This window comes from Haemophilus sp. 27098_8_127, from assembly GCF_041433495.1.
Lineage (GTDB): Bacteria > Pseudomonadota > Gammaproteobacteria > Enterobacterales > Pasteurellaceae > Haemophilus_D.
Genome location: NZ_JAPWBP010000008.1, coordinates 1 through 13,947, shown reverse-complemented (window position 1 = coordinate 13,947; position 13,947 = coordinate 1). Strand labels below are relative to the sequence as shown.

18 protein-coding genes are annotated in these 13,947 nt (G+C 38.8%); 7 read left to right on the top strand and 11 right to left on the bottom strand.

From position 1 onward, the window contains the following. Positions 1–50 precede the first annotated feature (50 nt). The 5 genes from O3746_RS08705 to O3746_RS08685 form a co-directional block, all read right to left on the bottom strand. The gene (locus O3746_RS08705) at positions 51–674 is read right to left on the bottom strand and encodes a glucose-6-phosphate 1-dehydrogenase family protein (RefSeq protein ID WP_371448670.1); all 624 of its coding nucleotides are present in this window, start codon (positions 672–674) and stop codon (positions 51–53) included. A gap of 9 nt (positions 675–683) precedes the next feature. After that, positions 684–1,511, bottom strand: coding sequence for a bis(5'-nucleosyl)-tetraphosphatase (symmetrical) ApaH (apaH, locus tag O3746_RS08700; protein ID WP_302130216.1), 828 nt, complete (start codon positions 1,509–1,511; stop codon positions 684–686). A gap of 14 nt (positions 1,512–1,525) precedes the next feature. After that, on the bottom strand, positions 1,526–2,389 hold the full coding sequence (gene rsmA / locus O3746_RS08695) for a 16S rRNA (adenine(1518)-N(6)/adenine(1519)-N(6))-dimethyltransferase RsmA (RefSeq protein ID WP_371448667.1): 864 nt from the start codon (positions 2,387–2,389) through the stop codon (positions 1,526–1,528). Between the two features lie 41 nt (positions 2,390–2,430). Continuing rightward, positions 2,431–3,462, bottom strand: coding sequence for a glycosyltransferase family 9 protein (locus O3746_RS08690; protein WP_371448665.1), 1,032 nt, complete (start codon positions 3,460–3,462; stop codon positions 2,431–2,433). A gap of 82 nt (positions 3,463–3,544) precedes the next feature. Further along, entirely contained in the window at positions 3,545–3,685 is a 141-nt protein-coding gene (locus O3746_RS08685; RefSeq protein ID WP_290915782.1) for a hypothetical protein, read from the bottom strand. A gap of 325 nt (positions 3,686–4,010) precedes the next feature. On the opposite strand from O3746_RS08685, the gene infA reads away from it, so the two are divergent. From infA to rplI, 5 genes are all read left to right on the top strand, one after another. Continuing rightward, on the top strand, positions 4,011–4,229 hold the full coding sequence (infA, locus tag O3746_RS08680) for a translation initiation factor IF-1 (protein WP_005627617.1): 219 nt from the start codon (positions 4,011–4,013) through the stop codon (positions 4,227–4,229). Between the two features lie 190 nt (positions 4,230–4,419). Continuing rightward, positions 4,420–4,797 carry a 30S ribosomal protein S6 gene (rpsF, locus tag O3746_RS08675; RefSeq protein ID WP_005627620.1) on the top strand — a complete coding sequence of 126 codons (378 nt, stop codon included), beginning with the start codon at positions 4,420–4,422 and terminating at the stop codon, positions 4,795–4,797. Continuing rightward, a complete protein-coding gene (gene priB / locus O3746_RS08670) occupies positions 4,784–5,110 on the top strand; it encodes a primosomal replication protein N (protein ID WP_005627623.1) in 327 nt (108 codons plus the stop codon). Before rpsF ends, priB begins: the two co-directional genes overlap by 14 nt. 11 nt (positions 5,111–5,121) lie before the next feature. Further along, on the top strand, positions 5,122–5,352 hold the full coding sequence (gene rpsR, locus O3746_RS08665; RefSeq protein ID WP_005696867.1) for a 30S ribosomal protein S18: 231 nt from the start codon (positions 5,122–5,124) through the stop codon (positions 5,350–5,352). A 14-nt stretch (positions 5,353–5,366) separates the two neighbouring features. Next, on the top strand, positions 5,367–5,816 hold the full coding sequence (rplI, locus tag O3746_RS08660; protein WP_049368816.1) for a 50S ribosomal protein L9: 450 nt from the start codon (positions 5,367–5,369) through the stop codon (positions 5,814–5,816). A 149-nt stretch (positions 5,817–5,965) separates the two neighbouring features. On the opposite strand, the gene frdD is transcribed toward rplI, so the two are convergent. Genes frdD through frdA form a run of 4 tightly spaced genes read right to left on the bottom strand, consistent with a single transcriptional unit; the run spans position 5,966 to position 9,305 of the window. Further along, positions 5,966–6,310 (bottom strand): fumarate reductase subunit FrdD, encoded by a 345-nt coding sequence (gene frdD, locus O3746_RS08655; protein ID WP_014064788.1) that lies wholly within the window; start codon positions 6,308–6,310, stop codon positions 5,966–5,968. Positions 6,311–6,321: 11 nt separating this feature from the next. Then, complete coding sequence (gene frdC / locus O3746_RS08650; protein WP_295666250.1) at positions 6,322–6,732, bottom strand: fumarate reductase subunit FrdC; 411 nt, start codon at positions 6,730–6,732, stop codon at positions 6,322–6,324. A gap of 10 nt (positions 6,733–6,742) precedes the next feature. Beyond that, complete coding sequence (locus O3746_RS08645; protein WP_049367031.1) at positions 6,743–7,513, bottom strand: succinate dehydrogenase/fumarate reductase iron-sulfur subunit; 771 nt, start codon at positions 7,511–7,513, stop codon at positions 6,743–6,745. After that, positions 7,506–9,305: a fumarate reductase (quinol) flavoprotein subunit gene (gene frdA, locus O3746_RS08640; protein WP_371448656.1), complete on the bottom strand. Its 1,800-nt coding sequence runs from the start codon at positions 9,303–9,305 to the stop codon at positions 7,506–7,508. The genes O3746_RS08645 and frdA overlap by 8 nt, the downstream gene beginning before the upstream one ends. A gap of 279 nt (positions 9,306–9,584) precedes the next feature. Between frdA and epmA the strand changes: the two genes are divergently transcribed. Together epmA and O3746_RS08630 are read left to right on the top strand one after the other, a co-directional pair. After that, on the top strand, positions 9,585–10,568 hold the full coding sequence (gene epmA, locus O3746_RS08635) for an elongation factor P--(R)-beta-lysine ligase (RefSeq protein WP_371448654.1): 984 nt from the start codon (positions 9,585–9,587) through the stop codon (positions 10,566–10,568). 311 nt (positions 10,569–10,879) lie between these two features. Next, positions 10,880–11,923: a porin gene (locus O3746_RS08630; RefSeq protein ID WP_371448652.1), complete on the top strand. Its 1,044-nt coding sequence runs from the start codon at positions 10,880–10,882 to the stop codon at positions 11,921–11,923. A gap of 245 nt (positions 11,924–12,168) precedes the next feature. Here O3746_RS08630 and hemH read toward each other — a convergent pair whose 3' ends face one another. Next, positions 12,169–13,140: a ferrochelatase gene (gene hemH, locus O3746_RS08625; protein WP_371448650.1), complete on the bottom strand. Its 972-nt coding sequence runs from the start codon at positions 13,138–13,140 to the stop codon at positions 12,169–12,171. Then, positions 13,137–13,556, bottom strand: a complete 420-nt coding sequence (locus O3746_RS08620) for a hotdog fold thioesterase (RefSeq protein WP_371448648.1) — start codon at positions 13,554–13,556, stop codon at positions 13,137–13,139. Before O3746_RS08620 ends, hemH begins: the two co-directional genes overlap by 4 nt. Positions 13,557–13,947 lie beyond the last annotated feature (391 nt).

Sequence of the window (13,947 nt, the reverse complement as noted above, 5' to 3'; positions counted from 1 at the left end):
AGCATAACAAATAAACAAGACGAAAAAGTTTAATGGAAATTGAGCGCACTTTATTGATGACAGCGATCGTAAAGCGGTTGCAACTGTTGAATGGTTTTTGTAATAAATGAAACGGGATCGATTTGATGAAGTTCAGCTTTTTCAATACTTTTCCCAATGCACCAAAAATCCTCATCTGAGCGTAAGAGAAGATCTTTTTCAGAAATGCTCTTCACTTGGCGAAAATCACCATATTCGCTTTCGTCTTCTCGCCAAATATCAAAATCAGCAAATTGTTTGAAATCAAATTGATCAAGCCATTGATTATATTGTTGCACATTAATTTGTGAGCGATCTGCACGATAGCAATGCCAATCTAAACACACTCTTAGTCGGCGACGATTTAATAGCACAGAAAAGATTGCTGCAGAATTTTGGTTGAACTCGTATTTAAAATAAGCAAAGAAATGAGCGCGTACCTGCCAGCCATTGGTCCAGCTTTCAATATGCGGTTTCGCAAAAGGCATGCCAAGCTGCTTTGCCACTTCTTGAATAATCGCTTTCCAATTATCCCAATGTAATTTGTAATCAGCTTTAATCGCTGGAATATCTTCCGGACAAAATTTCTTCATCTGGGCGAATTGGTAGAACGGAATATTGAACAGTTCGCAAGATTCAGCATTAAGTGAGAGCATAGTGTTTCCTTAAAAATCACAGTAATTTTTGACCGCACTTTGTGTGAAGAGCTGTTTATCTTCCCAACGCAACAGAGTCATTCGATTATTCCACACACAACCTGTATCTAAGGCATAAATACCTTGAGGGAGATTCTCATCGACTAAACTTGCCCAGTGCCCAAATACAATCGGGATCTGTTTATAAAGAGGATTATCCAAATTAAACCAAGGTATAAGCTCCGCCGGCGCATCTTTCAAAGAGGATTTACAGGCAAAATCAAAGCGATGATCTGAATAGCAAAAACGCATTCGAGTGAACGCATTAATAATGTAACGATGACGTGCTAAGCCCTGCAAATCTGGCGACCAACGATCGGGTTGTTCTGAATACATATTTTCAATGAGATAATGAAAATCGCCATGCTGTAAAATGTGTTCCACTTCAGCTGCACAAGATTTCGCGGTTTCCAAATCCCAATCTGGCGAAATGCCTGCATGTGCCATCAGGAAGTTTAATTTTTCATTATGCACAAGTAAGGGTTGATGGCGTAACCAGTCAATGAGTTCATCAAAATCGGGCGCATTAAAAATAGCATCGACACGATCACGAGGCTTCACTTTTTTAATACCCAGTGCGGTTGCAATTAGATGCAGATCGTGATTACCAAGGACAGTCTGCGCCGTACTTCCAAGTGATTTTACAAAACGAAGACATTCAAGTGATTTATCTCCACGCGCCACAAGATCCCCCACAAGATAAAGTTTATCTTGCACAGGATTGAAGTTTACTCGTTCTAATAAAAGCTGTAATTCATCATAACAGCCTTGTAAATCACCGACGAAATAGGTTGCCATTTTTGACCGCTCTTTTACTCTTCTGAATTTAAGATTTCATCTTTATTGACATCTACTGGTGGATTATCCGCTAACCAGTTTGCTAGGCGTGCATAATCTGCGATAGCTAAATTTTCTGCTCGTGCATTTAAATCAATACCAAGTGCGGTCAGATTTTCAGGTGAAAATAGTGTTGAAAGCGCATTACGCAATGTTTTACGACGTTGATTAAACGCTTGGGAGCAAACACGGTTCAACCAATATAAATCTTTTACAGGGTGCGGTAATTCTTTATGCGGAATTAAACGAACAACCGCTGAATCTACTTTCGGTGCTGGTTTAAATGCGGAAGGTGGAACTTCAAGCACGGGCATCACTTGGCAGAAATATTGCGCCATAATGGTTAAACGACCGTAAGCTTTGCTATTTGGTCCTGCGCATAACCGTTTGACTACTTCTTTTTGCAGCATGAAGTGCATATCCTGAATCACATCATGATACTTAAATAAATGGAACATCAATGGGGTAGAAATGTTGTAAGGCAAGTTACCAAACACACGTAATTTCTGACCTTTTTCTGCTAAATGTTCTTTTGCATAAAGTTCACCAAAATCAAATTGCATGGCATCCGTTTCAATAACGGTGAGCTTTTGATGTAAAAATGGATGATGACGTAAACGTTCTGCAAGGTCTCGATCAAGTTCTACTACAGTAAGATGATCGACAAGCTCTCCAACAGGCTCCGTTAATGCACCAAGCCCTGGGCCAATTTCTACTAAGAATTGATTCGATTGTGGATGAATTGCTGCCACGATACCTTGAATCACAGAAGTATCATGTAAAAAGTTTTGTCCAAAGCGTTTACGGGCGGTATGACCTAAGTGTTTTTTTGAATTCATAAAAATAATCTAATAAATGATACAGTTTGTGGTTGGTATCTTTAAATATCTAGCCACTCTGGTTTTATTTCTCTCGGAGAGAGAGCATTAACATTATCACGGTAATGAATAATATGGCATACATTTTTAGAATTGGGATGCCAATGCGTAAAATTTTCTTTGTCTTGCGAGTAAAAACAAATTATAGGTTTATTTAAACCCGAAGCAATATGAATAGTTGATGTATCAACCGAAATAAGTAGAGTACAGTTTCTAATCAACTCAATTGTATGGTAGATCGTTGTGCGAGAATTTGGATAAACAAACACATCGTCAAATTGATTAGCGATTCTACTTAAATGCTCATGAGTATCTGGTGTTGAGAGTAAGACCAATGGGCATTTACGATGATTTCTAATATATGCTAAGTAATCTACAATATGGGCATCGTTAAATTTTCTATTTTTCCCCGCGCCATAGAAGTTAATTGTAATGTAATTATTTAACTTGTTATCAGTAATAAACTGAAGAATTTCTTCTTTAGTTGAGCCATCTTGCGGAATATCATAGCTTTCATCACTTAGACTGATATTTGACTGGGCTAAAGCCTCTTTATAAATCTCTGAAAAATGGCCGTCTTTAGTAATATTTATATTAAAAATATTATAATCCGCTTTTCTATAGCCTATATAATTACGCGCATTGAGTATTCTCAATAGCAATAAGTCTCGGTTTCTAAGTACAATGGTTGGATCAATGACAACATCGTATCTTTCTTTTCTAATAAGCAGTGCTGTCTTAATGTAGTCGAGAATGCTTCTTTTCTTTACAAGATAAATCTCATCAATATTATGATTTTTTTGGAACAGATAAGCGTTCTGTTTCGTGCAGATGACACCAATCTTTATCAAGGGGTTAAATTTCTTTATCTCCCGAAAAACAAAAGAACTAACGATATAGTCGCCAATTTTCCCATCTTGTCGCAAAAATAAGAAACTCTTAGGATGTTCTAAACTTTGGGGGGGGGTTGCTCTTGACGATTTATCAAGTATCAATTTCCCGATTTTTAACCTTAGGGCTTTTAGCTTATTCATATTGTTTCCCATCATATGTCCATAAACTTTAATGACTTAGATGATAAATAGTATTTAGGGGAGAAATTATAATCGAGGTATCCTAATACGGAAGCGGGCAGTTTCTTTCCATCTGTTGAATAAAAAAAGTAAAGTCTAACCCCAAACCAGAAAGGCGTTTAGCAATATTTTCTCTTCTTGTTGAATTTTTTAAACTAATTACAATTATTTTAGGTATAGCCATAAATAACCCTTGGGTTGAAGTCATTGGTTGACATACAAATTGACGAAAATCTAAGTAAAGTTTGCTTTAGCCTTTTTCGATAGAACAGTCCTCTTGAAAGTGGATGTCATATAAGGCTTAGATCTTACTGGTTTCGAATGCTAAATTAATTTCTACCAGATCTACTTTTTGAAATATTATAATCGAATTATTGAAAAAATAATGGGGATTTCAACAAAATACCATTTTAATCTTTCGTCTAACATTAAAAACGGCTATAATTCGCCCGTTTTTCATTTATAGCCGCAAAAAGTGCGGTCAAAAAATCATTATTTTAGAGGATAAAATGGCAAAAGAAGATTGCATTGAAATGCAAGGCACAATTTTGGAAACCTTACCAAATACCATGTTCCGCGTTGAGTTAGAAAATGGTCACGTGGTGACTGCACATATTTCTGGCAAAATGCGTAAAAACTATATTCGTATCTTAACGGGCGATAAAGTAACTGTAGAAATGACACCTTATGACTTAAGCAAAGGTCGTATCATTTTCCGTAGCCGTTAATTTAGAAATGAAAAGAAAAGCCGATATGTTGATATCGGCTTTTTTTGTTTGAAAAGCGTACAAATTATTTGAAGTCTGAAAAAAAATCTGTATAATCAGCGCCCTTAGCCACGTTCATTTTTTCGTTCCTTGCCTTTGCAGATTGGTGGCTAATCTACGTCAAAGGCTGATTAACCCGTAAGGAGCAGTAATGCGTCACTACGAAATCGTGTTTATGGTTCATCCGGACCAAAGCGAGCAAGTACCAGGTATGATCGAACGTTACACAGGTTCTGTTAAAGAAGCTGGTGGTCAAGTTCATCGCCTAGAAGATTGGGGTCGTCGTCAATTAGCGTACCCAATTAACAAATTACACAAAGCACACTATGTGCTTATGAATGTAGAAGCGCCTCAACAAGTCATCGACGAGCTAGAAACGACTTTCCGTTATAACGATGCTGTATTACGCAGTCTTGTTATCCATACTAAGCACGCCGTAACCGAAGCGTCCCCAATGAAAGCGGCTAAAGAAGAACGTAAACCTTTAGCTGAAGTTGAAAACAACGATTTTGAGGATGCTGAAGAGTAATTCAAAACTTGATAATCGCTTCTCGTTAATCGGCACAGTGTGTCAATTACCTAAACGAAGCAAAAGCCCTAACGGGATTGCGCATTGCCAGTTTTGGCTGGAACATCGTTCCGAACAAGTCGAAAGTGGTTTATCACGCCAAGCGTGGTTAAAGATGCCAGTTCAAGTCAGTGGCAATCAGTTAATAGAAAAAACTCAAAGCATTACGGTCGGCAGTAAACTTCTTGTGGTGGGGTTTATAACTTCACATAAAACCTCAAATGGTTTAACGCAGTTAGTATTGCATGCCGAGCAAATCGAATTTATAGATTAGGAGACAGCCAAATGGCACGTTATTTCCGTCGTCGTAAGTTCTGCCGTTTCACAGCGGAAAATGTTGTTGAAATCGATTACAAAGATATCGCTACATTAAAGAACTACATTTCTGAAAGCGGCAAAATTGTACCAAGCCGCATTACCGGTACTCGTGCGAAGTACCAACGCCAATTAGCACGCGCAATCAAACGCGCTCGTTATTTAGCGTTATTACCTTACTCTGATTCTCATCACAATTAAGAAGGAGTTAGGAAATGCAAGTAATTCTTTTAGATAAAATCGTTCACCTAGGTAACGTAGGTGATCAAGTTAATGTTAAATCTGGTTTCGCTCGTAACTTCTTAATCCCACAAGGTAAAGCGGTTATGGCAACTAAAGCTAACATTGAACACTTTGAAACTCGTCGCGCAGAGTTAGAAGCAGCGGCAGCCGCAAGTTTAGCAGCAGCTCAAGCTCGTGCAGCACAAGTGACTGCATTAGGTTCTGTAACTATCGCATCTAAAGCTGGTGAGGAAGGCCGTTTATTCGGTGCAATCACCACTCGTGATGTAGCAGAAGCAGTAACTGCAGCAGGCGTTGAAATTGCGAAAAGCGAAGTTCGTTTACCAAACGGTCCAATCCGTACTCTTGGTGACCACGATGTTCGTTTCCAACTTCACGGCGAAGTATTTGCAACATTAGATGTTATCGTTGTTGCAGAATAATTATCAAAATTTTTGATAAAAGAAAACCCGACGTAATGTCGGGTTTTTTGTTTTTCTAGATTAAGAGAATATTTTGGTTATTCGTCGAGAATAAAAAAGTGCGGTCATTTTTGACCGCACTTTTATTTCTTCACTTTAGTATTTTTAAATTACAAACCTAATACGGCAAATAACACCCAAACAGTGTAAATGGTTGCTAGACCGTAGAAGATAAATCCGCCTGCTGGCACGTGAATTTTAAGATCGTGCATCGCGTGATGAATACGGTGTAAGCCACACCACATTGGGAAAATGGTTAAAACTAAGATAACTAATTTTCCGATCCAAGAATAAGCGAATGTAATTAAGTTATGTGGATCAATTAATCCGAACGGTAACAATAAACCAAGGATTAAGATTACCACAGGAAAGAAAATCGCACTGACAGTACCGCCAGCACCAAACATCAACCATACTGGTGGTTCACCAGAGCGTTTTGGATTTTGTTCGACCATTTTTTCTCTCCCTACATATAAACTAAAATTAATGCGATAACACTAATCACAGCGGTAACTGCCCAAAGTGCATTTCTTAACACGTGATGTGGTAAACGCTCATTTTTAACAATGATGTTCATCACTTTTGGTGTCATCACGAAATAAGTTGCAGTGTGATATAAAGTCGCAATTAATGTGATGATATTTAAGAACACCACAATTGGATTTCTTAAGAAGCCAATGAAATCAATAATGCCTAGACCTGGAACAGGATTGCTTGCAAGGCAAAGTACACCATAAAGCAATACGATACAGAACCATACAGCAAAGATAGAGGTTGCTTCACGTACCATATAAGCTTTGTAGAAATCCAATTTTTGCCACCAAGTAGCCGTCATTGGGCGAACATATTTTTTACGTTTACTTATTGTTACTGACATATTCTTCCCCTTAGCCTTTTGGTTTTAGCATTGAGATAACATAATCTTTGGCACTTTCCACTTTGCCTTGGTTGATTGCAGAAGCTGGATCCACGTGTTTTGGACACACTTCAGAACAATAACCAACGAAAGTACAGCTCCAAACACCGTTTTTACCATTTAATAATGGCATACGTTGTGCTTTACCATGGTCACGGTTATCAAGGTTGTAACGGTGTGCCATTGTAATCGCTGCAGGGCCTAAGAATTCAGGGTTTAAACCAAATTGTGGACAAGCCGCATAGCATAAGCCACAGTTGATACACATTGAGAATTGACGATATTTTTCAAGTTGTGCCGGCGTTTGTTTAGTACGGCTGACTTGCAATTCTTTTGATGGATGTGGTTTACCATCTAACGGTGGTGCTTCGTTACCAATAATATAAGGTTTAATCGCCTCTAAACTTTCGATAAAGTGGCTTAAATCAACCACTAAGTCGCGTTCGATAGGGAAGTTTGCTAATGGTTCAATACGCATATGGCCGCTGTAATCACGTAAGAACGTTTTACAAGCCAATTTAGGTTTGTTATTCACCATCATCCCACAAGAACCGCAGATCGCCATACGGCAAGACCAGCGATAAGAAAGAGACGGTTCAAGTTTATCTTTAATGTAACCTAACGCATCTAAAAGAGAGGTTTGGTTATCATAAGGTACTTGATAAGAGCTTAAATGTGGCTCTTGATCGTTTTCTGGGTTGTAGCGTAATACTTCTACAGTCATTACTGGTGAATTAGCCATTTGCTTGCTCCTTAGCTTTCGCAGCCGCTTCTGCCGCTTCTGCTTCAGCACCATAAACACGTTTTGCTGGTTGAGATTTAGTGATTTTCACCGGGCTGTATTCAATACGCGGTGCATCATCGCCATTGTAGTAAGCAAGGGTGTGTTTTAAATAATTCACATCATCACGTTCAGTGTAGTCTAAGCGTTGGTGTGCACCACGAGACTCTTTACGTTCAATTGCAGAGTTGGCAATAGATTGTGCGACATCAAGGATGTAACCTAATTCTACGGTGTAAAGCACATCGGTATTGAATACGCTTGAACGGTCTGCAACACGAATACGTTTATAACGTTCTTTAAGCTCAGCAATTTTATCTACTGCTTTTTGCATGCTTTCTTGGTCACGGTAGATACCACAACCTTCTTCCATTACGGTACCCATTTCGTCACGGATTTCAGACCAAGATTCATTACCTTCTTGGTTATAAAGTGCTTTAAGGCGAGCCACAACATCTTGTGCTTGTGCATCAACTGCTGCACGGTTTGCTGCTTGTGCTTCTGCTGCACGTTGTGCGGCATATTCACCTGCAACACGGCCTAAAACCACTAATTCTGCAAGTGAGTTAGAACCTAAACGGTTTGCACCGTGTAAACCAGAAGACGCACATTCACCCACAGCAAATAATCCTTTAATACGAGTTTCGCTGTTGAAATCCACTTCGATACCACCCATGGTGTAGTGAACAACCGGACGAACTGGAATTGGTTCATTAACTGGGTTTACACCTTCATAAGCACTGGCTAATTCACAAATGAATGGAAGACGTTCATGTAAATATTTTTCACCTAAGTGACGTAAGTCAAGGTGAACCACATCAACACCTTTTGCAGTTTTTAAGGTGTTACCTTTTTTCCATTCTTGCCAGAACGCCTGTGAAACTTTATCACGTGGACCAAGTTCCATATATTTGTTTTCAGGTTTACCGATTGGGGTTTCAGGACCTAGACCATAATCTTGTAAATAACGATAGCCGTTTTTATTCACTAAGATACCGCCTTCACCACGACAACCTTCCGTCATTAAGATACCGGTGTTCGGTAAGCCGGTTGGGTGGTATTGGACGAATTCCATATCACGAAGAGGAACACCATGACGATATGCCATTGATAAACCATCACCGGTTACGATACCGCCGTTGGTGTTGAATTTAAATGCACGACAGCCACCGCCAGTTGCAATCACCACTGCGTTTGCATTAATTTGAACAAGTGAACCTTCCATCATATTCATCGCAACCATACCGCGAGCATGGCCATCATCAACTAGGATGTCTAAAACAAAGTGCTCATCAAAGCGTTGAATTTGTGGATATTGAATGGATGTTTGGAAAAGAGTATGTAATAAGTGGAAACCGGTCTTATCTGCCGCGAACCAAGTACGCTCGATTTTCATTCCACCGAAACGGCGCACGTTCACATCACCATCAGCTTTACGGCTCCAAGGACAGCCCCAACGTTCAAGTTGAGTCATTTCTACTGGAGAATGTTCAACGAAGTATTCCACCACATCTTGTTCACATAACCAGTCACCACCGGCAACGGTATCGTGGAAGTGTTTATCGTAGGAATCTTCCTCTTTAATTACTGCGGCCGCACCACCTTCTGCTGCCACCGTATGGCTACGCATAGGATAAACCTTAGAAACTAATGCGATCTTTAAGTTAGGGTTTGCTTCTGCTGCTGCAATTGCTGCACGTAAACCGCCGCCACCGGCACCAACAATAGCAATATCGACATTAACCGTTTGCACGATATCCTCCAATCAATAGAAAGTAAAAAAATAAAATGCCCTAAATAAATAGGGGATATATTGCCATTCTGCCATTTTTGTTTACAAATTAGTAACCTTTTTTCCGGAATAAACGGATAAAATATCAAAAGTGTGATCTAACTCAAAAAAGTTACTTTTTTTATATTTTTTAGATGATAACCGTTTTCGTTTAAGAATGATTTAGTCGGATTATTGAGTTAAAAATCGCTCTTGTTTACAATAGTCTTATTCATTTTAAAGGTGAAAACGGAGAAAAAAATGACCGCACTTAGCGATAAAAAAACAGAATGGCAACCTTCTGCATCAATTCAAAACTTATTGGCGCGTGCCAAAATCATTGCAGATATCCGCCAGTTTTTTACTGAACGTGGATTATTAGAAGTAGAAACCCCTGTTTTAAGTGAGTTTGGCGTAACAGATCTTCACCTTTCCACCTTTAATACAGAATTTGTTGCCCCTTTTGACGAACTCTCGAAAACGCTCTGGCTTTCCACAAGTCCGGAATATCACATGAAGCGTTTACTGGCGGCAGGCAGCGGACCGATCTTTCAAATTGGTAAAGTGTTCCGTAATGAAGAAGCGGGTAATCGCCATAATCCGGAATTCACCATGCTTGAATGGTATCGACCGCACTTTGACATGTATCGTCTGATGAATGAAGTGGATGATTTGTTACAACAGATCCTCGATTGTAAACCGGCAGAAACCTTAAGTTATCAGTTTGTTTTCCAAGAATATGTCGGATTAGATCCATTATCAGCCACTCGTCAAGAATTGGTGGAAGCCGCACGTAAACACAACTTTATGGCAGATGAAGATGAAGATCGTGATACCTTATTACAATTTCTATTCAGTGAAGTGGTAGAGCCTAAAATCGGACAAGAAGCACCTGTTGCGGTTTATCATTTCCCTTCTTCCCAAGCCGCACTTGCACAACTTAGCCCAGAAGATAGCCGTGTGGCAGAACGTTTTGAGTTCTATTATAAAGGCTTAGAGTTAGCCAACGGTTTCCATGAGCTCACAGATGCACGAGAACAACAATACCGCTTTGAAAAAGACAATCGCCTACGCGAAAAAGCAGGATTGCCACAGCGTGAAATTGACTATCGTTTTCTAGGGGCATTACAAGCAGGTATTCCAAATACTTCTGGTGTGGCTTTAGGGGTCGATCGTTTAATTATGATTGCATTAGGCGCGGAAAGTATTAAAGAAGTGATTTCATTTTCGATAGAATGTGCCTAGTTTGCTCAAAAAATATTCATTATGTCTTCGAAAATGAATAAAAAAGAAGAATAAATTGCTCAAAATAGAGCGATCATTGTATAGACAAAATTCTGAAAAGTTCGATGTGAAAGGATGTTTTTGATTAAAAAATGTCCTTTTTTGTGTAAAAAATGTGATCTTGATCCGATTTTAGAAAATTGAAACGGATCCTCCATTGACACTATAGGTTTATTTTGTAATATTTGCGACGTCTATTTCGGAGATTGAACTTTTTATGAAAAATTGCTTCAATCAAAAATCATAGGTAACAACCAAAAGGAATAACAATTATGAAAAAGACACTAGCAGCATTAATCGTTACTGCATTTGCCGCTTCAGCAGCAAACGCAGCAGTAGTTTATGACAACGAAGGTACTAAAGTTGAATTAAACGGTTCTCTTCGTTTAATCATGGAAAAAGCGGATAAAAAAGTGTACAACGCCGCTAACCAATCAACTAAAAAAGCTAACTCTGCTTTACGTAATGCAGGCTCACGTTTCGGCATCACTGTAAAACATAACTTAGATAACGATTTCTATGCATTAGGTCGTTTAGAATCCCGTTTTGATGATACAGAATCTCGTGACCAATTCGGTAGTCTTTATGCTAAACGTGCTTATGTAGGTTTAGGTAGCAAAGCAACTGGTGATATCACATTCGGTCGTCAATTAACTATCGCAGATGATTTAACCCAAGCAAATGACTATGAATATGGCTTTATTCCAAAAGGTGAATATATTCCTACTGCGGGTACTGGTGTAGTTCGTTATGACTATAAAGGTATTGAAGGTTTACAATTAAGTGCAAACTATAACTTTGGTCAAAAAAATAATGAAAAAGGCAAAGCACTTGATCCAGCTATCAAAAATGCATTTGGTTTCGGTGCATTATACACAGCGGGTGATTTAGATGCGCGTTTCGCTTATGGCCACACTAGCTTTGAAACTGATGCGTCATATAAACACCGTGTAGATGGTTTCTTAGCATCATTAGGCTATAAATTTGGTGATTTCACATTAACTGGTGACTTCGCTTATGGTCATGAAAAATTTGATGATGAAAAAACAAACAAATTCTATGTGGCTCCAGGTTTCGCATATCAAGTTCTTCCTGCGTCTAAAGTATATGGTAACTACCTATATGAACGCGTAAAAGGTGAAAACACTAAAGATAAAACTCACGGTTTCTTACTTGGTGCAGATTACCAACTTCATAAACAAGTTGTATTATTTGTAGAAGGCAAATATGTGACTACTAAAGAGTACGTTAACGATACTTACGATGGTAAAACTAAAGACAGAGCTATCGGTGTAGGTATGCGTGTATTCTTCTAATCTTTGATTAGATAAGAATCTTAAAAGGCGAATCGAAAGGTTCGCCTTTTTGTTTATTTTTTAAATCTCCCCAACTCTTTTTAAATCTCCCCAAACCCCTCTTTACAAAAGAGGGGCTTTTTTATGATGTTGCTTTTAGTAATTTTATTGGGAATATATTTGAGAGAGTTAAGAACGGAGAACGTTTATGGGCGGGCTATTAAGCTCCCCCTCTTTCGCAAAGAGGGGGCTGGGGGGAGATTTAACTACTTCAACTTATCCAAAACCAATTTCCCCATCATTTCAATATGTGCTTTTTCAGCATTCAATGCAGGGATATAGTGATAAGACACACCACCGTGATTTAAGAACGTCTCTTTGTTTTCAACCTCAATTTCTTCTAAGGTTTCTAAGCAATCTACCGAAAAACCTGGGCAAATCACGGCGATTTTTTGAATCCCTTGAGAAGCGGCTTCTTCTAAAAAGTGATCCGTATAAGGTTGTAACCATTCTTCACGGCCAAAACGAGATTGGAACGTCATATTCCATTGGTTTTCCGTTAAACCAAGTTTATCCACAATGGCAATCGTGGTTTGTTTACAATGCTGACGATAATAATCGCCCATATTCTCATAACGTAATGGAATGCCATGATAAGAAAAGAGCAAAAACTCATCGGGTTTTAACCGCACTTTGATGGAATCCACCAACGCATTAATGTAGTTTTCATCAAGATGATAAGAATGAATAAACTCAAAAGGCACAATATTGCGCTCTTGCGCAATGGCTCGATTGAATGCATCGATTAATGCACCTGTTGTTGTGCTGGAATATTGTGGATAAAGCGGCAATACAATTATGCGTTCCACCTCATTTTTGAGTAAATTTTTGACCGCACTTTGCATTGAAGGATTGCCGTAAGTCATGGCAATTTCGATTTGTGCATTGATGCCTTGTTCAGTCAAATAAGCTTGTAAACCTGCTTGTTGTTGCCTTGTAATGGCAAGCAGGGGAGAGCCTTGTTCTGTCCAAATAGATTGATAATTTCGTGCAATGCGTTTAGAACGCATAGGTAAAATAATCGCTTTTAAAAGGGGATACCATTTCCAACGCGGCAAATCGACCACACGGGGATCCATTAAAAAATCTGCTAAATAACGGGAGATCGCAGCGGGTTGAGGGGCATCAGGCGTACCAAGGTTCGCTAAAATGATGCCAATTTTTTGAGTTGTAGTCATAAATGTTTGATATAAAGCGTTAATCGAGAAACGCAGCAAAGTTTATCTTGTTCATCGCGAATGTCAATTTGCCAAACATGGGTATTTTGACTTAAAGCAATTGGCGTGGCCTTTGCGGTAACAAAACCTTTTTTCACAGGGCGAAGATGATTGGCGTTGATATCTAATCCTAAGGCAACTTGTCCTTCTTCTATACAGAGAAATCCCGCCAAAGAACCAATGGTTTCAGCCAACGCAACAGACACACCGCCATGTAATAAACCGAAAGGTTGAGTGGTGCGATGATCAACGGGCATTTTTGCCTCAATCCAGTTTTCACCATAAGCCGAAATCTCAATGCCTAAATGCCCAACCGCACAATGTTTCCCCATTTCGTTGAGCTGTTCAAGCGTGAACGCTTTTTTCCAAATTGCCATATACTTTTCCTTATCTTATTTGATGGCGTTAGTTTGATCTAATTCGATACTTTCGTAAAGAAAAAAGAAAGGCAGTATAATGATTTTAGTACGCAATTTTGCTTATTTTTTACACAAAAATTTACACTTCTTTAAGTTTCTCGTAAAAATTTTCAAAAATCTTTACATATATTTACATAACTTAAGTTTTACCTTAATTAATTGTAATTTTAGGTAAATCCTTTTTATTGTGCTTTCTTTTCGTACAGAGTTCGCTTAAAATAAGCTGTTCCGACCAGAAAGGAAGGGGGAACTGTTGTCAAAATTTGTGGTCTTCGCCTTTCTGACGTTGAATTTTTCGGCGCTCTTGCATAAGCAAGGGCATCTTAATCATCCTAATAAAAAGGAATAA